The organism is Micromonospora sp. LA-10 (assembly GCF_051853095.1).
GTDB lineage: Bacteria > Actinomycetota > Actinomycetes > Mycobacteriales > Micromonosporaceae > Micromonospora > Micromonospora echinospora_A.
This window is the reverse complement of the sequence record NZ_CP195710.1, coordinates 4,399,282-4,418,558: the sequence shown is the minus strand read 5'-3', so window position 1 is coordinate 4,418,558 and position 19,277 is coordinate 4,399,282. Positions and strand designations below refer to the sequence as shown.

The 19,277-nt window shown below is 69.8% G+C and carries 15 protein-coding genes and 3 tRNA genes; all 18 read right to left on the bottom strand.

All coding sequences use genetic code 11. The annotated features are described in order from the left end of the window. Positions 1-19: 19 nt before the first annotated feature. The 18 genes from ACSDG8_RS20885 to ACSDG8_RS20800 all read right to left on the bottom strand — a co-directional run bounded on the left by ACSDG8_RS20885 (position 20) and on the right by ACSDG8_RS20800 (position 19,269). Positions 20-3,907, bottom strand: coding sequence for a DNA-directed RNA polymerase subunit beta' (locus ACSDG8_RS20885; RefSeq protein ID WP_210899186.1), 3,888 nt, complete (start codon positions 3,905-3,907; stop codon positions 20-22). 80 nt (positions 3,908-3,987) lie between these two features. Continuing rightward, a complete protein-coding gene (rpoB, locus tag ACSDG8_RS20880) occupies positions 3,988-7,419 on the bottom strand; it encodes a DNA-directed RNA polymerase subunit beta (protein WP_210899188.1) in 3,432 nt (1,143 codons plus the stop codon). Positions 7,420-7,991: 572 nt separating this feature from the next. Further along, complete coding sequence (gene rplL, locus ACSDG8_RS20875; RefSeq protein WP_184688643.1) at positions 7,992-8,381, bottom strand: 50S ribosomal protein L7/L12; 390 nt, start codon at positions 8,379-8,381, stop codon at positions 7,992-7,994. A 54-nt stretch (positions 8,382-8,435) separates the two neighbouring features. Then, positions 8,436-8,984 (bottom strand): 50S ribosomal protein L10, encoded by a 549-nt coding sequence (rplJ, locus tag ACSDG8_RS20870; protein WP_210899190.1) that lies wholly within the window; start codon positions 8,982-8,984, stop codon positions 8,436-8,438. A gap of 317 nt (positions 8,985-9,301) precedes the next feature. Then, positions 9,302-9,991 carry a hypothetical protein gene (locus ACSDG8_RS20865; protein ID WP_210899192.1) on the bottom strand — a complete coding sequence of 230 codons (690 nt, stop codon included), beginning with the start codon at positions 9,989-9,991 and terminating at the stop codon, positions 9,302-9,304. Continuing rightward, positions 9,988-10,965 (bottom strand): ATP-binding cassette domain-containing protein, encoded by a 978-nt coding sequence (locus ACSDG8_RS20860; protein ID WP_210899193.1) that lies wholly within the window; start codon positions 10,963-10,965, stop codon positions 9,988-9,990. The genes ACSDG8_RS20865 and ACSDG8_RS20860 overlap by 4 nt, the downstream gene beginning before the upstream one ends. A gap of 82 nt (positions 10,966-11,047) precedes the next feature. Then, complete coding sequence (rplA, locus tag ACSDG8_RS20855; RefSeq protein ID WP_210899195.1) at positions 11,048-11,764, bottom strand: 50S ribosomal protein L1; 717 nt, start codon at positions 11,762-11,764, stop codon at positions 11,048-11,050. Positions 11,765-11,847: 83 nt separating this feature from the next. After that, entirely contained in the window at positions 11,848-12,279 is a 432-nt protein-coding gene (gene rplK / locus ACSDG8_RS20850; protein ID WP_210899196.1) for a 50S ribosomal protein L11, read from the bottom strand. Positions 12,280-12,465: 186 nt separating this feature from the next. After that, a complete protein-coding gene (nusG, locus tag ACSDG8_RS20845) occupies positions 12,466-13,188 on the bottom strand; it encodes a transcription termination/antitermination protein NusG (protein WP_013288648.1) in 723 nt (240 codons plus the stop codon). Positions 13,189-13,223: 35 nt separating this feature from the next. Beyond that, entirely contained in the window at positions 13,224-13,616 is a 393-nt protein-coding gene (gene secE, locus ACSDG8_RS20840) for a preprotein translocase subunit SecE (RefSeq protein WP_439427168.1), read from the bottom strand. Between the two features lie 214 nt (positions 13,617-13,830). After that, positions 13,831-13,903 (bottom strand) — tRNA-Trp (locus tag ACSDG8_RS20835). A gap of 127 nt (positions 13,904-14,030) precedes the next feature. Next, entirely contained in the window at positions 14,031-14,423 is a 393-nt protein-coding gene (locus ACSDG8_RS20830) for a MaoC family dehydratase (RefSeq protein WP_210899201.1), read from the bottom strand. A 4-nt stretch (positions 14,424-14,427) separates the two neighbouring features. Continuing rightward, positions 14,428-14,874, bottom strand: a complete 447-nt coding sequence (locus tag ACSDG8_RS20825; RefSeq protein ID WP_073828964.1) for a MaoC family dehydratase N-terminal domain-containing protein — start codon at positions 14,872-14,874, stop codon at positions 14,428-14,430. Positions 14,875-14,994: 120 nt separating this feature from the next. Then, positions 14,995-15,162, bottom strand: coding sequence for a 50S ribosomal protein L33 (gene rpmG, locus ACSDG8_RS20820; protein WP_067301359.1), 168 nt, complete (start codon positions 15,160-15,162; stop codon positions 14,995-14,997). A 131-nt stretch (positions 15,163-15,293) separates the two neighbouring features. Beyond that, positions 15,294-15,366 (bottom strand) — tRNA-Met (locus ACSDG8_RS20815). 25 nt (positions 15,367-15,391) lie between these two features. Beyond that, a tRNA-Thr gene (locus ACSDG8_RS20810) sits at positions 15,392-15,464 on the bottom strand. A gap of 96 nt (positions 15,465-15,560) precedes the next feature. Further along, positions 15,561-18,089, bottom strand: coding sequence for a putative bifunctional diguanylate cyclase/phosphodiesterase (locus ACSDG8_RS20805; protein WP_210899205.1), 2,529 nt, complete (start codon positions 18,087-18,089; stop codon positions 15,561-15,563). Positions 18,090-19,032: 943 nt separating this feature from the next. Next, entirely contained in the window at positions 19,033-19,269 is a 237-nt protein-coding gene (locus ACSDG8_RS20800; RefSeq protein WP_439427167.1) for a hypothetical protein, read from the bottom strand. Positions 19,270-19,277: the final 8 nt, after the last annotated feature.

Below are 19,277 nucleotides of genomic sequence, written 5' to 3'. Positions count from 1 at the left end.
CCTCGTCGTTTCCTACTGCTTAGCGGTACGACCCGAAGTCGAAGTCGTCCAGCGGAACCGCCTGGCCGCTGGCCGGCCCGAAGCCGTAGTCGGTCTCCGGGTAGCCGGTCATCGAGTAGACCTTGGCCTTCGCCTCCTCGGTCGGCTCGACCCGGACGTTGCGGTACTTGCTGATGCCCGTACCGGCCGGGATGAGCTTACCGATGATCACGTTCTCCTTGAGGCCGATCAGCGAGTCGCTGCGGGCGTGGATCGCCGCGTCCGTCAGCACCCGGGTGGTCTCCTGGAAGGAGGCCGCCGACAGCCAGGAGTCAGTGGCCAGCGAGGCCTTGGTGATACCCATCAGCACCGGGCGACCGGCGGCGGGCTCGCCACCCTCGCCGACGAGCCGGCGGTTCTCCGACTCGAACAGCGCCCGGTCGACCAGCACGCCCGGCAGGAACTCGGTCGAGCCGGAGTCGATCACGGTCACCCGCTTGAGCATCTGGCGGATGATGATCTCGATGTGCTTGTCGTGGATGAGCACACCCTGCGAGCGGTAGACCTCCTGGACCTCCTGGGTCAGGTGGACCTGGACCGCGCGCGGGCCGAGGATGCGCAGCAGCTCGTGCGGGTCGATGGTGCCCTCGGTGAGCTTCTCGCCGACCTCGACGTGGTCGCCGTCGTGCGCCCGCAGCCGGACCCGCTTCGAGATCTTGTCGTAGACGATCTCGTCGCTGCCGTCGTCCGGGATGACCACGATCTTGCGGGACCGCTCGCCGTCCTCGATCCGGATGCGACCCGGGGTGTCGGCGATGGGCGCCTTGCCCTTCGGCACCCGGGCCTCGAAGATCTCCTGAACACGGGGCAGACCCTGGGTGATGTCCTCACCCGCGACACCACCGGTGTGGAAGGTACGCATCGTCAGCTGCGTACCCGGCTCACCGATCGACTGGGCGGCGATGATGCCGACCGCCTCGCCGACGTCCACGGTCTTGCCGGTCGGCAGCGAGCGGCCGTAGCACGCACCGCAGACGCCCAGCTTCGACTCGCAGGTGAGCACGCTGCGCACCCGCACCGTCTCCGTGCCGGCCGCGACGATCGCGTCCACCAGGATCGAGTTGATGTCCTGGCCGCGGTGGGCCACCACGGTGCCGTCCGGCCCCTTGATGTCGTCGGCCAGCGTCCGGGCGTGCACGCTGGTCTCGGCGTGCTCGTGCACGACCAGCTTGCCGTCGATGCGCTCGCCGATCTGCATCGGGATGGCGCGGTCGGTGCCGCAGTCCTCCTCGCGGATGATGACGTCCTGCGAGACGTCCACCAGACGCCGGGTCAGGTAACCCGAGTCGGCGGTACGCAGGGCGGTGTCCGCGAGACCCTTGCGGGCGCCGTGCGTGGAGATGAAGTACTCCAGTACGGACAGACCCTCCCGGTAGCTGGCCTTGATCGGCCGCGGGATGATCTCACCCTTCGGGTTGGCCACCAGACCACGGATCGCCGCGATCTGCCGGAGCTGGAGCAGGTTACCGCGGGCGCCCGAGTGGATCATCTTCCACAGCGGGTTCTCCTGCGGCAGCGCGGTGTCCATCTCCTTGGCGACCTCGTTCGTCGCCTTGGTCCAGATCTCGATGAGCTCGCCGCGGCGCTCCTCGGCGGTCATCAGACCACGCTGGTACTGCTTGTCGATCCGGTCGGCTTCCTTCTCGTACCGCTCCAGGATCTCCCGCTTGCGCGGCGGAGCGATGACGTCCTCCATGCCGATGGTGACGCCGGACCAGGTGGCCCAGTGGAAGCCGGCCTCCTTGAGCCCGTCCAGGGTGGCCGCCAGGGCCACCTTCGGGAACCGCTCGGCGAGGTCGTTGACGATCGCGGAGAGCTGGCCCTTGCGGATCTCGTAGTTCACGAAGCGGTAGCCCGGGGGCAGCGTCTCGTTGAACAGGACCCGGCCCAGGGTGGTCTCCACGGTCACCGGCTCGCCCTCGGTCCAGCCCTCGGGGGCGGTCCAGGGCTCGGCGCCGGCGCCGTTGTCCACGCCGACGACGTCGCGCAGCCGGATCCGGACCGGCGTCTGCAGGTGCAGCTCGCCGTTGTCGTACGCCATCCGCGCCTCGGCGTCCGAGCTGAACACCCGGCCCTCGCCCTTGCCCCCCGCAGTGAGGTGGGTGAGGTGGTAGAGACCGATGACCATGTCCTGCGTGGGCATGGTGACCGGCTTGCCGTCGGCCGGCTTGAGGATGTTGTTCGACGACAGCATCAGGATCCGCGCCTCGGCCTGGGCCTCGGCGGACAGCGGCACGTGGACCGCCATCTGGTCACCGTCGAAGTCGGCGTTGAACGCGGTGCAGACCAGCGGGTGGATCTGGATGGCCTTGCCCTCGACCAGCTGCGGCTCGAAGGCCTGGATGCCCAGACGGTGCAGCGTCGGCGCGCGGTTCAGCAGCACCGGGTGCTCGCCGATGACCTCTTCCAGCACGTCCCACACGACCGGCCGCTGCCGCTCGACCATCCGCTTGGCGGACTTGATGTTCTGCGCGTGGTTGAGGTCGACCAGCCGCTTCATCACGAACGGCTTGAACAGCTCCAGCGCCATCTGCTTGGGCAGGCCGCACTGGTGCAGCTTGAGCTTCGGGCCGACCACGATGACCGAACGGCCGGAGTAGTCGACGCGCTTGCCCAGCAGGTTCTGGCGGAACCGGCCCTGCTTGCCCTTGAGCATGTCGGACAGCGACTTCAGCGGCCGGTTACCCGGGCCGGTGACCGGACGACCACGGCGGCCGTTGTCGAACAGCGCGTCGACGGCCTCCTGGAGCATCCGCTTCTCGTTGTTGACGATGATCTCGGGCGCGCCGAGGTCGATCAGCCGCTTGAGGCGGTTGTTCCGGTTGATCACACGCCGGTACAGGTCGTTCAGGTCGGAGGTCGCGAAGCGGCCACCGTCGAGCTGCACCATCGGGCGCAGGTCCGGCGGGATGACCGGGACGCAGTCCAGCACCATGCCGAGCGGCGAGTTCCGGGTGTTCTGGAACGCGGCGACGACCTTGAGGCGCTTGAGCGCGCGGATCTTCCGCTGGCCCTTGCCGGAGCGGATGGTCTCGCGGAGGTTCTCCGCCTCGGCCTCCAGGTCCATGTTCTGGACCAGGGCCTTGATCGCCTCGGCGCCCATGCTGCCGGTGAAGTACTCACCGAAGCGGTCGCGCAGCTCGCGGTAGAGCAGCTCGTCGGTGACCAGCTGCTTCGGCTCCAGCTTGCGGAAGGTGTCGAGGACCTCGTCGAGGCGGTCGATCTCGCGCTGGGCCCGGTCGCGGATCTGGCGCATCTCGCGCTCTCCGCCCTCCTTGACCTTGCGCCGGACGTCCGCCTTCGCGCCCTCGGCCTCCAGCTCGGCCAGGTCGGCCTCCAGCTTGGCGGCCCGCTTCTCGATCTCCGAGTCGCGGCTGTTCTCGGCCTGCCGCTTCTCGGCCAGGATCTCGTTCTCGATGGTCGAGAGGTCGCGGTGACGCGCTTCGGCGTCCACGCTCGTCACGACGTACGAGGCGAAGTAGATGATCTTTTCGAGGTCCTTCGGGGCGAGGTCCAGCAGGTAGCCCAGCCGGCTCGGCACGCCCTTGAAGTACCAGATGTGGGTCACCGGAGCAGCCAGCTCGATGTGACCCATCCGCTCCCGGCGAACCTTGGAGCGGGTCACCTCGACGCCGCAGCGCTCGCAGATGATGCCCTTGAAGCGGACCCGCTTGTACTTACCGCAGTAGCACTCCCAGTCCCGCTGCGGACCGAAGATCTTCTCGCAGAAGAGCCCGTCCTTCTCCGGCTTGAGGGTGCGGTAGTTGATGGTCTCAGGCTTCTTGACCTCGCCGTGGGACCACTGACGGATGTCGTCAGCGGTGGCGAGGCCGATGCGCAGCTCGTCGAAGAAGTTGACGTCGAGCACTATGTCCCCTATGTCGTCGTCTGTACTGCTAGCTAACGAGTGGGATCCGGGGCAGGGTGACCCTGCCCCGGATCACCACCTCAGACCTCTTCGACCGAGCTCGGCTCGCGCCGGGACAGGTCGATGCCCAGCTCCTCCGCCGCCCGGAACACCTCGTCGTCGGTCTCGCGCATCTCCAGGGCCACGCCGTCGCTGGAGAGCACCTCGACGTTGAGGCACAGCGACTGCAGCTCCTTGAGCAGCACCTTGAACGACTCCGGGATGCCCGGCTCGGGGATGTTCTCGCCCTTGACGATCGCCTCGTAGACCTTGACCCGGCCCAGGACGTCGTCGGACTTGATGGTCAGCAGCTCCTGCAGGGCGTAGGCGGCGCCGTACGCCTGCATGGCCCAGCACTCCATCTCACCGAAGCGCTGGCCACCGAACTGCGCCTTACCACCCAGCGGCTGCTGCGTGATCATCGAGTACGGGCCGGTCGACCGAGCGTGGATCTTGTCGTCGACCAGGTGGTTGAGCTTCAGGATGTAGACGTAGCCGACCGCGATCGGGTCGGGCAGCGGCTCGCCGGAGCGACCGTCGAACAGCTGCGCCTTGCCGGTGCGCCCGATCAGCTGCTTGCCGTCCCGGTTGGGCAGGGTCGACGCCAGCAGGCCGGAGATCTCCTCCTCGCGGGCACCGTCGAAGACCGGAGTGGCCACGTTGGTGTCCGGCTCGGACTCGTGCGCCTCGATCGAGCGGAGCTGGCGCTTCCACTCCTCGTCGTCGCCGTCCACGCTCCAGCCGGTCTTGGCCACCCACCCGAGGTGGGTCTCCAGGACCTGGCCGATGTTCATCCGGGACGGCACACCGAGCGGGTTCAGCACGATGTCGACCGGGGTGCCGTCCTCCAGGAACGGCATGTCCTCGATCGGCAGGATCTTGGAGATGACGCCCTTGTTGCCGTGGCGGCCCGCGAGCTTGTCACCGTCCTGGATCTTGCGCTTCTGGGCCACGTAGACCCGCACCAGCTCGTTCACGCCCGGGGGCAGCTCGTCGCCGTCCTCGCGGGAGAAGGTACGCACACCGATGACCGTGCCGGTCTCGCCGTGCGGCACCTTCAGCGAGGTGTCACGGACCTCGCGCGCCTTCTCGCCGAAGATCGCGCGGAGCAGCCGCTCCTCGGGGGTCAGCTCGGTCTCGCCCTTCGGCGTGACCTTGCCGACCAGGATGTCGCCGGGGACGACCTCGGCACCGATCCGGATGATGCCGCGCTCGTCGAGGTCGGCGAGCATTTCCTCGCTGACGTTCGGGATGTCGCGGGTGATCTCCTCCGGGCCGAGCTTGGTGTCCCGGGCGTCGACCTCGTGCTCCTCGATGTGGATCGAGGTGAGCACGTCCTGCTGCACGAGGCGCTGCGACAGGATGATCGCGTCCTCGTAGTTGTGGCCCTCCCAGCACATGAACGCCACCAGCAGGTTGCGTCCGAGCGCCATCTCGCCCTCGTCGGTGCACGGACCGTCGGCGATGACCTGGCCGGCCTCGACGCGGTCGCCCTCGAAGACGACCGGCTTCTGGTTGACGCAGGAGCCGGCGTTGGAGCGGCGGAACTTGTGCAGCAGGTACGTACGACGGTGGCCGTCGTCCTGGTGGACCGTGATGTAGTCCGCGCAGAGGTCCTCGACCACGCCGCCGACCTCGGCGACGACCACGTCACCGGCGTCCACAGCGGCGCGGTACTCCATGCCCGTACCGACGAGCGGGGCCTCGGCCTTGACCAGCGGCACCGCCTGACGCTGCATGTTCGCGCCCATGAGCGCGCGGTTGGCGTCGTCGTGCTCCAGGAACGGGATCATCGCGGTGGCGACCGAGGTCATCTGCCGCGGCGACACGTCCATGTAGTCCACGGAGCCCGGCGGGACGTCCTCGGTCTCGCCGCCCTTACGGCGGACCAGGACGCGGTCCTCGGCGAAGGTGCCGTCCGACTTCAGCGGGGCGTTGGCCTGCGCCTTGACGAACCGGTCCTCCTCGTCCGCGGTCAGGTAGTCGATCTGGTCGGTGACCCGGCCGTCGATGACCTTCCGGTACGGCGTCTCGATGAAGCCGAACGGGTTGACCCGGGCGAACGTGGAGAGCGCGCCGATCAGGCCGATGTTCGGGCCTTCCGGCGTCTCGATCGGGCACATCCGGCCGTAGTGGGACGGGTGCACGTCCCGGACCTCGAAGCCGGCCCGCTCACGGGACAGACCACCCGGGCCGAGCGCGCTCAGCCGGCGCCGGTGGGTCAGGCCCGCCAGCGGGTTGGTCTGGTCCATGAACTGGGACAGCTGCGACGTGCCGAAGAACTCCTTGATCGCCGCCACCACCGGGCGGATGTTGATCAGGGTCTGCGGCGTGATCGCCTCGACGTCCTGGGTGGTCATCCGCTCGCGGACGACCCGCTCCATCCGGGAGAGACCCACCCGGACCTGGTTCTGGATCAGCTCGCCCACGGTACGCAGGCGACGGTTGCCGAAGTGGTCGATGTCGTCGGCCTCGTAGCCCTCCTCACCGGCGTGCAGCCGGCAGAGGTATTCCACGGTGGCGACGATGTCGTCCTCGGTGAGCGTGCCGGTGGTGATCGGCACGCTCAGCTCGAGCTTCTTGTTGAACTTGTAGCGCCCGACCTTGGCGACGTCGTACCGCTTCGGGTTGAAGAAGAGGTTGTCGAGCAGGGTCTGGGCGTTCTCACGGGTCGGCGGCTCGCCAGGGCGGAGCTTCCGGTAGATGTCGAGCAGCGCCTCGTCCTGCCCGGCGATGTGGTCCTTCTCGAGCGTGGTCATCATCAGCTCGGACCAGCCGAACTTCTCGCGGATGCGCTCCGCGGACCACCCGATGGCCTTGAGCAGGACGGTGACGGCCTGCCGGCGCTTGCGGTCGATACGAACGCCGACCGTGTCGCGCTTGTCGATGTCGAACTCCAGCCAGGCACCCCGGCTCGGGATGACCTTGACGCTGGAGAGGTCGCGGTCGGAGGTCTTGTCCGGCTGCTTGTCGAAGTAGACGCCAGGCGAGCGGACGAGCTGGCTGACCACGACGCGCTCGGTGCCGTTGATGATGAAGGTGCCCTTCGGCGTCATCATCGGGAAGTCACCCATGAACACGGTCTGGCTCTTGATCTCGCCAGTGGTGTTGTTGGTGAACTCCGCGGTCACGAACAGCGGCGCGCAGTAGGTGAGGTCCTTCTCCTTGCACTCCTCGATCGAGGCCTTGACCTCGTCGAAGCGCGGAGCCGAGAAGGAGAGAGACATGGTGCCGGAGAAGTCCTCAATGGGACTGATCTCGTCGAGGATCTCCGCGAGACCCGAGCGTGCGTGCGGGTCGTCCGCCGACCGGCCCTGCCAAGCCTCGTTGCCGACGAGCCAGTCGAAGGACTCGTTCTGGATGGCGAGGAGGTTGGGGACCTCGAGGTGTTCGGTGATCCGACCGAAAGAAACTCGGCGGGGCGCGAAAGCGCTCGACGTACGACTGGTCTTCGCAGGGCGGGAAGCTGCCAAGATGCGTCCTTCCGAGGACCGGTGCTGCAGAACGGCTGGTACGCGTGCACTCCAATGACCCCACCAGAAATATCCGTAAACGGACATTTCCGAGCAGGGGTCAAGTCGGAAGGCAGCGCAAACTAGCAGTGTAGCCGAGAGGCTAACCGCTGTCCAGCCCACCCCGCAGGTCGTCGCGGAACAAGCCCTGGGACCTCGGAAAACCGGGTCGTCCGGGCCGCTCGGAACGCGACGCTCCTGCCGGTCCGCTCGGGTGTCGCGGCGGCGGTGCTGCCGTGGCACTTACCCGAGTGGCGGCCGTTGCAAGCGCGGAAAGTCTTGCTGATGTCAGCGTGCCTGGCAGGTCGGTGCCGCGTCAAGGCCCGGTTACCGGTCGGGGTGTCTTTCCCACAGACGGGCTACCGACAGACGTCACTGACCGGCCGGCACACGGGCCGTCGTACGCCCTGCTCACACCGCTGCCGTCCGGGACCACCAACACGGCGGGCGGCGATCCGATTCCGGATCACCGCCCGCCGCGACGCGGTGTGCCCCGGCTCACGTGAGCCGGACGCGCGTCAGGTGGAGCAAGGTCACTTCATGGTGACCTTGGCGCCCTCACCCTCGAGCTTGGCCTTGGCCTTCTCGGCGGTCTCCTTGTTGACCTTCTCCAGGACGGCCTTCGGCGCGGCCTCGACCAGGTCCTTGGCCTCCTTGAGGCCCAGGCCGGTCAGCTCACGCACGACCTTGATGACCTGGATCTTCTTGCCACCGTCGGCGTCGAGGACGACGTCGAACTCGTCCTTCTCCTCCTCGGCCGGGGCGGCAGCGCCGCCGGCGGCCGGGGCACCCGCGGCCACGGCGACCGGAGCGGCGGCGGTGACCTCGAAGGTCTCCTCGAACTGCTTCACGAACTCGGAGAGCTCGATCAGCGTCATCTCCTTGAACGCGTCGAGCAGCTCGTCAGTGCTGAGCTTCGCCATGTCTGGCGTCCTTTCTAAACGTGAAAACTAAGAATGTGGTGCGCCGGGAGGGCCTCAGGCCGCCTCGGCGCCCTCCTGCTCGCGCTTCTTGTCCGCCAGGGCGGCCGCCGCGCGGGCGGCCTTGGAGAGCGGCGCCTGGAACAGGGCCGCGGCCTTGCTCAGGTTGCCCTTCATCGCGCCGGCCAGCTTGGCCAGCAGCACCTCGCGGGACTCCAGGTCGGCGAGCTTCGTGACCTCGGCCGCGGAAATGGCCTTGCCCTCGAAGACACCGCCCTTGATGACGAGCTTCGGGTTGGCCTTCGCGAAGTCGCGAAGCCCCTTCGCCGCCTCGACGACGTCGCCCGAAACGAAAGTCAGCGCGGTAGGACCGGAGAACAGCTCGTCGAGGCCGGAGATGCCCGCATCGGCCGCGGCACGCTTGGCCAGCGTGTTCTTCGCGACCGTGTAGCTGGTCTCCTTGCCGAGCGTGCGCCGCAGCTGGGTGAGCTGCGAAACCGTGAGCCCGCGGTACTCGGTCAGCACGGTCGCTCCCGCGTTGCGGAAGCTCTCGGTCAGCTCGGCGACGGCCGTGGCCTTGTCGGCCCGGATCGGCTTGTCCGCCATGTCCCTCCTCTCTCGTTACTCGGAGCTGGTACCCCGCGACGAGCCGAGGCTCGACGACGGCGGCGGAGGCGTCGCGACAACGAAAAAGCCCCGGCGCAGGGCGCGCGGGGCGAGGGGCCGGGGACACGGGCACAGTCGGCGGACCGTGCGTGAACACCGAATTTCGCTTACCGCCCTGCGCGGGTCGCCCGTCGTCGCGGAACCTTCGACCGTGCCGGAGCACGGTGACCAGCGGTCTCTGGGTGGAACTACCGCACCAGGTTACGCGACCGGGCCCGCAGCGCCAAATCGCCCTCTGTGCTCCCGGTCACCGCGGCTCAGGCCCGGGTGCGGCGGGCCCAGGCGTAGCCGGTGAGCGCCGCCGCCGTCCAGAGCGCCGCCCAGCCGGTGAGCAGCAGACCGGCGCCGGTGGCGACCGGCCCGGTGACCGCCCGCGCAGTCGCCATGACCGGCGGGGCCAACCACGGCGCGACCGAGCCGGAGAGCCCCAGCACCACCACCCCGACCGCGCCGGTGACCAGCACCGCCACGCCGTAGCCGGCGCTGCGGGTCACGGCCCGGCTGGCCAGCGCGCCGAGCGCCACCGCCACGGGCAGAGCGAGCAGGTGCGCCCAGAGCCCGAGCGCCACCCCCACCAGAGCCGGTCGCTCCCCCGGCCCGGCGACCGCGGTCACCCCGCCGAGCGGCCACGGCAGCGCCAGCGCGACCACCACCACGGCGAGCCCGGCCACCAGCGCGGCGAGCAGCCCGGCAACCCGCTCCCGGGCCGGCCCGGCCACCACCCGGGCCAGCCGGCGCTGCACGTCGGGCTCGACGTCCAGCAGGATCTTGGTCTGCCAGGCCAGCACCGGGAACAGGACGACGGCGGAGACGCCGTAGGCCTCGGCCGGCCGGGCCTGGCCGCCGCCGTAGAGGACGCCCAGGACGAGCAGGCCGGCCAGCACCGGCGCCAGCGCCCGTCCGGTACGCAGGAACCCGGCCAGCCGCAGCCGGACCAGCGCGATCACCGGGCCACCTCCGGCGCCGGCCCGGATCGGCCGGAGTCCCCGGCCCCGGCGCTGGCGTCGACGTCGCCCATGGGACCGGACCGGGCCTCCTCGTCCGGGGCGGCGGCCTCGGACCCGGCGTCGGACGGACCCTGCGGCAGGACGCTGCCGGACACGCCGCCCGGGGCCGCCGCGCCGCCCGTCTGGTCGGCGCCGGGCGGGCCGGCGGAGGCCGGTGCCGGGGGCGTGGCCGGGGGCGGGACGGCGTGGTCGCGTACCCGGAGGATCTGGTGGCCGTCGGCGCGCAGGCGGGCGACGGCGGCGGCCAGCCCGGCGGCCGGCACCGCCAGCTCGACCACGGCGACGGCCGCGCCGCCGGACGGCGCCTGCTCGGTCACCGTGCCGTCCGTGACCGACCAGTGCCGGGCGCCGGGCAGCCGGACGGTCTCGCCCCGGTGGTCGCTGACGAGTACGGCGCCACCGCCGGCCAGCACCTCGCCGATGATCTCGGGGACCGACTCGCGGGCGGCGGCGTCCAGCCCCTCCCAGGGTTCGTCGAGCACCAGCAGGCCGGGCGGGCGCAGCAGCGCCTGCGCCAGGCCGACCTTCTGGGCGGTGCCCTTGGACAGCCGGGGCAGCCGGACGTCGTGGAACCGGGTCAGGCCGAGGCGCTCGACCCAGTGGCGCACCGCCCGGTCGGCGGCCGGGGCGCGGAGACCCGCGACGCGGCCCATGGCGGTCAGGTAGGCCCCGACGGTGAACGGCTGGTCGGCGGGGAAGCGCTCCGGCACCCAGCCGACGACCGGCGGCCGGTCGGCGACCCGGCCCCGGGTCGGGCGCAGCACCCCGGCGGCGAGCTGGAGCAACGTGGACTTGCCGGCCCCGTTGCGGCCGAGCACGACGGCGACCTCGCCCGGGTCGATGGCGACGTCGACCTGCCGCAGCACCCATGGGCCGTGCCGGTGATAGCGGAACCACGCGCCGTCGAGCCGCATGGGCCGAGACTGCCACAACGGGCAGACGAACGGGGCCCCGCCACGACCTGGTGGCGGAGCCCCGTTCGGGACGTGCTGGTGCTCAGGCCTCGGTCGAGGCCTCCTGCAGGTTCTTCACGATCTTCGGGTCGACCGGGACGCCCGGGCCCATGGTGGTGGTGAGGACGACCTTCCTGAGGTACGTGCCCTTGGCCGCGGACGGCTTGGCGCGCAGCACCTCGTCCAGCACCGCGGCGTAGTTGTCGACCAGCTGGGCCTCGGAGAAGGAGGCCTTGCCGATGATCAGGTGCAGGTTGGAGTGCTTGTCCACCCGGAAGGTGATCTTGCCGCCCTTGATGTCCGCGACCGCCTTGGTGACGTCCATGGTCACGGTGCCGGTCTTCGGGTTCGGCATCAGGCCGCGCGGGCCCAGGATCCGCGCGATCCGGCCGATCTTGGCCATCTGGTCGGGCGTGGCGATCGCCGCGTCGAAGTCCAGCCAACCGCCCTGGATACGGGCGACCAGCTCGTCGGTGCCCACCTCGTCCGCACCCGCGGCGACGGCCTCCTCGGCCTTCGCGCCGGCGGCGAAGACGATCACGCGGGCGGTCTTACCGGTGCCGTGCGGCAGGTTGACCGTGCCGCGAACCATCTGGTCCGCCTTGCGGGGGTCGACGCCGAGGCGCATCGCGACCTCGACCGTGGCGTCGAACTTGACGTTGGTGGTCTCCTTGGCCAGCTTGACGGCCTCGACCGGGGTGTAGAGCTTCGACCGGTCGATGACGTCCGCGGCCTTGCGGTAGCTCTTGCTGCGCTGCATTTCTGGTGACTCCTGTGGTCTCTGGCGGGCGCGCGGCGATCGCGGCCCTCCCACGAACAGATCGGGTGGAGCGGGTGCCGAGGTCAGTCGGCGACGGTCAGGCCCATCGACCGGGCGGTGCCGGCGATGATCTTCTCGGCCTGGTCGATGTCGTTGGCGTTGAGGTCAGCCATCTTCTTCTCGGCGATCTCACGCAGCTGGGCGCGGGTGACCGAGCCGACCTTCTCCTTGTGCGGGACGCCCGAGCCCTTCTGCACGCCGGCGGCCTTGATCAGCAGCCGGGCGGCGGGCGGGGTCTTCAGCACGAAGGTGAACGAGCGGTCCTCGTAGACGCTGATCTCGGCGGGGACGACGTCGCCCCGCTGAGATTCGGTCTGCGCGTTGTAGGACTTGCAGAACTCCATGATGTTCACGCCGTGCTGGCCGAGCGCGGGGCCGACCGGCGGCGCCGGGGTGGCCTGGCCCGCCGGCAGCTGAAGCGTGAACGTCTTGACGAGCTTCTTCTTCGGAGGCATGTCTCTTCCTGGGGCTTGAAACTGGGATTCTCGCCGGTCCGCGGGCGCGCACGGTCAGCACGGTGCGGACAGCCGACGTTCTAGGGTAGCGCAGCCGTCGGCCACCCTCCACGCCGAGGTCGGCGGGCGGCGAAACGGCGCACCGGCGGCCACCCCGAGAGGGCGGGCCGCCGGTGCCGACGTACGTCAGATCTTGGCGACCTGGTTGAAGTTCAGCTCGACCGGCGTCTCCCGGCCGAAGATCGACACCAGCACCTTGAGCTTCTGCTGATCGGCGTTGATCTCGCTGATCGTCGCCGGCAGCGACGCGAACGCGCCGTCGGTGACGGTGACGGAGTCGCCGACCTCGAAGTCGAGGACCTTGATCTCGGGCTTGGCCTTCTTCTGCTCGGTCTCGACCGCCGGGGCCAGCCACTTGAGCACCTCGTCGAGGCTCAGCGGCGCCGGCCGGTCGGCCCGGTCGGTCGCGCCGACGAAGCCGGTGACCCCCGGGGTGTTCCGGACGCAGGAGTAGGACTCGGCGGTCAGCTCCATCCGGACCAGGATGTAGCCCGGGAAGACCTTCGCCTGCACCTGCGACCGCTTGCCGTTCTTGACCTCGACCTCTTCCCGGGTCGGCACCTCGACCTGGTAGATGAAGTCCTCCATGTCGAGGGAGGTGATCCGGGTCTCGAGGTTGGTCTTGACCTTGTTCTCGTAGCCGGCGTACGAGTGCACCACGTACCAGTCGCCGGGCGCGTAGCGCAGCTTCTGGCGCAGCTCGGCGACCGGGTCGAAGTCCTCGTCCGGGGCCGGCTCGGTGGTCGGGAACTCCGGCTCGCTGGCGGCCTCGACCGACTCGTTGTTGGCCGCCGTCGCCACCGTGGACTGCTCGTCCGGGGTTCCGGCGGTCTCGTCGTACTCAGGCACGCTCGCTCACTTCCGTCAGTATCGCTGTCCGCAGGTCAGCTGGACTCGCCGAAGACCCACAGCACCGCCTTGGCGAAGCCGTAGTCCAGGCCGGCCACGATCGCCAGCATCACCGCGACGAAGGTGACCACCACGGCGGTGTAGGTCAGCAGCTCCTTGCGGGTCGGCCAGATGACCTTACGCAGCTCTGCCACGACCTCGCGGAAGAACCGCGCGATGCGGGCGAACAGCCCGATCCGCTCGGTGTCCTTACGGGTCTTCCGGCCCTCGGCCGGCTCGGCCTGCGCCCGCTTACGGGTCGCGGTACCGCCCCGGGAGACCGGCTCATCCGCGTCGGTGGCGTCGTCGTCGGCCACGCCGTCGACGGTCGCGTCGTCGTTCAGACGCTCGTCGCCGTCGTCCTCGCCGCGGCGCTTGCTCTTGGCCACTTCGCCCTCCGTGCGGGATATGGGGTCGCACGCCGAGCGGCGTGCGCGGCGTGTTGGTCACGCCGGCCGGACCAACCGTCCCGCGACGGGCCGCGGCCGGCGGACCGGCCAGGAGGGCCCGAGCGCCTCGGAACCACCCCACCGGTGCCACCACCACGGGCCGGACGCCGCCGGTGAGGGCGACGCGACCCACGGAACGGTCAGGCCTGAGGCGCAGGGGTGACAGGACTTGAACCTGCAGCCTGCGGTTTTGGAGACCGCTGCTCTGCCAATTGAGCTACACCCCTGTGCGGCAACTCACCTCCACCCGGACACGCTGTGCCGAGCGGGGGTCACTTGCCCCACGGCGGACCAGTGTACGGGTAGTCGTGCGACTTTCCCAACCGGTCTGCCCCTCGCGCGTCGGGCAGACCCTCAGCGCTTCGTGCGGATCAGGGCCCGGGCCTGCGACAGCACCTTCTCACCCTGGCAGGTGGCGGTGATGTCGAGCCTGGTCAGGCCCTCTTCGGTGATCTCCTTGACCACCGCGGACACCTCGATCTCGGTGCCCTCGTCGGTGTCCGGGACGACCACCGGGCGAGTGAACCGGACGCCGAAGTCGACCACCGCGTCCGGCGCGCCGGCCCAGCCGGTCACCGCCCGGCCGACCAGGGCCATGGTGAACATGCCGTGGGCGATGACGCCCGGCAGCCCCACGGCGGTGGCGACGCGGTCGCTCCAGTGGATCCGGTTGAAGTCGCCCGAGGCGCCCGCGTAGCGGACCAGGTCCGCGCGGGTCACCCGGTACGTCTGGGTGGGCAGCTCCATGTCCTCAGGCCTCCCCGCGTACGACGATCTTGGACCAGACGGCGACCACCGGCTCGCCGTCCACAGTGCTCACATCCGTGCGGGTGGTCAGGAAGCCGTGCCCGCCCCGGCTGGTGACCTCCTCGATGGTGCTCACGCACACCAGCTCGTCCCCGGCCACCACCGGCCGGGTGTACGCGAACCGCTGGTCGCCGTGCACCACACGGCTGTAGTCGACGCCGAGCGCCGGGTCCTCGACGATCTGCCGGCTCGCGGCCATCGTGACGACCACCGGGAACGTCGGCGGGGCCACCACGTCGGGGTGGCCGAGCGACCGGGCCGCCTCCGGGTCGTGGTGGGCCGGGTCGGTCGCGCCGATTGCGGTGGCGAACTCGCGGATCTTTTCTCGGCCCACCTGGTAGGGGGCGGTCGGCGGGTACGTCCGGCCGACGAAGGACGGGTCCAGGGACATGCCGCCGAACCTACACGCAAAACACGAACGCCGATCCGCCCGGTCGGGCGGCCCGGAGGCCACCCGTCAGGTGGATCGGCGTTCGAGAAAGCTGGTGCGGACCGGCAGCGCCGGTCGCGGTCAGCGGGTCTCGCGGTGGATGGTGTGCTTGCCGTCCCGGGGGCAGAACTTCTTCAGCTCGATGCGGTCCGGGTCGTTACGGCGGTTCTTGCGCGTGATGTAGTTGCGCTCCTTGCACTCCACACACGCCAAAGTGATCTTCGGCCGAACATCGGTCGCCTTCGCCACGGCGGAGTGCCTTCCTCGCTCACGGAACAACTACGGCGTGCCAGCCTACGCGCTGACGACGCGGACATGCAAAGCGGGCGCCCTGTGGCGCCCGTCCCACCGACCACCGGGGTGTACCCGGAGGACGAGAGTAGCGGTGGCCGGACTTGAACCGGCGACACAGCGATTATGAGCCGCTTGCTCTACCATCTGAGCTACACCGCCGTGGCGGGTCCAGCCGGACCCTCTGAGCCCCCTTACGGAATCGAACCGTAGACCTTCTCCTTACCATGGAGACGCTCTGCCGACTGAGCTAAGGGGGCCTACCCGATCACCCCGGGGGGTGTCGCGCAGAGGAAACAGTACACGACCGCGTCGCCGAGGTGAAATCGGATCCCCCACCTAGGCGTCGGCCCTGCTCAGGGCACCACACGCAGCCGCGGCAGCTCCCCCGCGACCACCGTCTCCGGGTCGACCTGGGCACCGAACCAGGCCTCCAGCCGCTCGTACGGCAGCGGGCGGCTGAACAGGAAGCCCTGGCCGATCTCACAGCCGATGTCCTGGAGCAGTTCCAGCGTCAGCTCGCTCTCCACACCCTCGGCAACCACCGCCAGGCCGAACTGCTGCGAGAGCGTCACCACCGCGTTGACGATCGCCAGGTCGCCCGGGTCGGTCGCCATGCCCTGCACGAACGACCGGTCCACCTTCACCTCGTGCACCGGCAGCCGGCGCAGTTGCGCCAGGGACGAGTTACCGGTGCCGAAGTCGTCCACCGAGAGGCGGACACCGAGGTCACGGAGACTGCGCAGGGTGGGTATGGGACGTTCGGTGCCGTCCAGGACGCCCGCCTCGGTGACCTCCAGGGTCAGCCGCTGCGGCGGTACGCCGTACTCGGCCAGCAGATCGCGTACGAGTGCCGGGAAGTGCTGGTCGGTGAGCGTCCGCGCGGCGAGGTTGACCGCGACGGACAGCGGCTGTTCGCCGTGGCTCCAGTCGCGGCTGCGTCGCAGGCTCTCCCGGAGCACGAACTCGGTGAGCCGGCCGAGCTGGCCGGTGTGTTCGGCCACCGCCACGAAGTCGTCCGGCGCGACAGTGCCGTGCGCCGGGTGCTCCCATCGGGCCAGGCACTCCACGCCCACCAGGCGCCGGTCCCGGAGCGTGACCTTGGGCTGGAAGTAGACCTCCAGCTCGCCCTCGTCCAGCGCCCGTTGCAGGTCGCCGGCGAGGCCGAGCCGACGCAGCGACCGCGACTCCAGCGCCGGGCTGTAGAGCTGCACGCTGCCCGGCACCGACTTGGCCGCGGTGGCGGCCAGATCGACGCGTTGCAGAAGCGCCACCGCGTCGCTGCCGTGGTCGGGATGGATGGCCACCCCGACCACCGTGTCCACGTCCACGGTGAGCGCGTCGAAGACCATCTCGTCGCGGATCTGCTCCCGGAGCTGGGCCGCCAACTCCAGGGCCGCCTCGGTGCTCTCCAGCCGGAGCGTCACCAGGAACTCGTCACCACCGGCCCGGCCGACGAGCGCCGAGGAGGGCGCGCAGGCGCGCAGCCGCTCGGCCACCTCGACGAGCACCTTGTCCCCGGCGGCGTGACCGAGCGACTCGTTGACCTGGCGGAGCCGGTCGACGTCGAACAGGAGCAACGCGACCACCTCGCCCGGCGCGCCGATCTTCACGGCCTCGGCCACCGCGGCGGTCAGCCGTCGCCGGTTGGGCAGCTTGGTGAGCGTGTCGTGGTCGGCGTCGTGCCGCAGCCGGTCGACCAGGCGCGAGTTCTCCAGGGCGACAGCGGCGTGCGCCGCCACCGTCTCCAGGAGCGCGATGTCGGCGGAGGTGAAGTGGTTGCCGTCGCCCAGGCGGTTCGCGACCTCCAGGGTGCCGATCACCACCGGGCCGGACCGCAGCGGCACGACCACCGCGTCCTTGACCCGGCGCTCCCCCAGCTCGGCCCGGAACTCGCCGTCGGTCGTGACACCGTGGCCGACCGCCACCGTACGCCGGCTGTCCCGCACCTTCTCCCGCAGCCGGTTCGGGGTCGGGGCCACATCCAGCAGCCCGGAGTCGTCGACCCGGGCGGTGAGGAGCGTCTCCGGGTGCCGGCCCTGCGCCGGCAGCCACAGCGTGGCGTATTCGGCCTGCATCAACGCACGCGCCCGGCCCAGCAGGGCGTCGGCGAGCGTCCCGCTCTGACCGCTCTCCACCACCGCGCGTGTCAGCTCGTACAGGTCGGTCAAGGTGCGGTGCTGGCGGAAGAACAGCGCGTACGAGCGGTAGACGAACGCCAGCCCCGCGCCGAGCACGGCGAGCAGGAGCAGGGACCACCAGGTGCTGCGGACCAGGATCAGCACGATGAGGCCGACGGACACGTTGATCGCCGCGGTGAGCAGCGCAGTCCGCGCGCTGCGGATCACGCCCCGCCCGGTCTGCCACCCGTGCAGCAGGATGTGCACCGCCATCACGCTCGCGATGCTGACCACCATGACGACGCTGACGGCGGCGAAGATGCTGAGCCAGGTGCGCGGGCCGACGGTGGTCATCGGCGGCATCGCCTGGAGCAGGAGCACCGCGAGCGAGGTGCCGGCGGCGGCCCGGGCGACGTTGAACCAGACCTTCGGCGCCGAGAACCGGTGCCGGATGTGCGTCACGAGCGTGGCGAGCGTGTAGATGAGCACCACGGTCAGCGGCGGCAGGAAGAACAGCGCCAGCACGAGGGGCAGCTCGGTGAGCGTGACGCCGACCGACTGCCGGCGGACGACCAGGCTCAGCAACGGCAGGCCGGCCAGGATCATCAGGACGAGCAGGAGCGCCGCCTGCGGCCACTTGCCTATCGGGTCGTCCGCGATCAGGCCGGTCACCACCGTGCAGGCGACCGCGATCAACGCCACCGGAGCCGTGATGATCCAGGCGTCCTCCGACGAACGCCGCCGGGACGGGTCGCGACCGGTCATCCCGCTCCTCCGGGTAGGGCGCGTCGCCTCGTCACCGAAGCGACCTCTCGGTCAGCCGGCGCGAAGCGCGCCGGCCGACCGAGCCGAATGCGTGCGGGCCGGGAAACCGGGTTACCCCGTCACTGCCACACGAAGTCCGCAGTGCGCACCCCTGTATCGATACCGAAGTCGACACCGCTGGCGCCGCCGACGAGCGCGGCGAGAACGAGAAGCGAGCCAAGCAGCCGGCCCAACCTTCGACCAGACATGATTGCTCCCGTCGAGAGAATTTCAGAGATGCTGGAGGTTCCACGATCGTGCCACACGGCGCGCACGCACAAAAGGCGTGCGCACGGCACCCGGGGGCGCTGAACAGAGGAATCATCCGTTCGTCATCCCGCCCCCGGCCCTCCGGCCCAGTATGAGGTCACGATCAGCCTCGACGCCGCCACGGAAGGCGCGCACAGCGACTTCAGTCGTATACCTCACGTATCGCCTGATTCCCCCATCAGGGCTCGACACCACTCGCGCGCGGCCGCTGCGGCCGACTCGCCCGCCTCGGCCATCTACTCCCGGGACAGCCTCCACCATCATCGATGCCTGAGACAAGGTTTCACGTCGCGAGAACCGAGTCAATCATCAGTCAGGCATCCCCGTGCCCGGCGGACCAGCTTTCGCGCGAGCAGCCGCTCGCCCCATACGTCGATCATCTGCTCGAGGCGACAGCGCAGGAACGGCGCCAGACAACGACAACGGCCCTCGATCAGCATTCCTGCTGGTCAGGGGCCGCATCTGCACCTGGTGGCGGGTAGAGGATTCGAACCTCTGTAGCTTTCGCGACGGATTTACAGGGCATCGGCGATCTCGCCAGGGGCAGCCCTCCTGAGCTGCCTTTTCTCCGCGTCGGCCCACCCTCTCACGCTCGACCGCCCACCATCTGCCCACGCCCACGCGGGCGGGCAGCTCAGTCGTCCGCTGGCATCGGCCAGACGTCCCGCGAGTCGTTGAACGCCTGTCCCTGCGGCCGCTCGACCGTCAGTGACCTCATCCGGTGCGGCAGAGATGTGACCCCACCCCTCAGAGATGCGACCGCGCGTGGCACCGACCACCAGAGCCAAGCCGCCAGGTACCAGACAGCGGCGACCGCCGCCAGGCCCAGCGCCATCAGCACCAAACACGCGAACGCCAGTTTGAAGATCACTCAAGCAT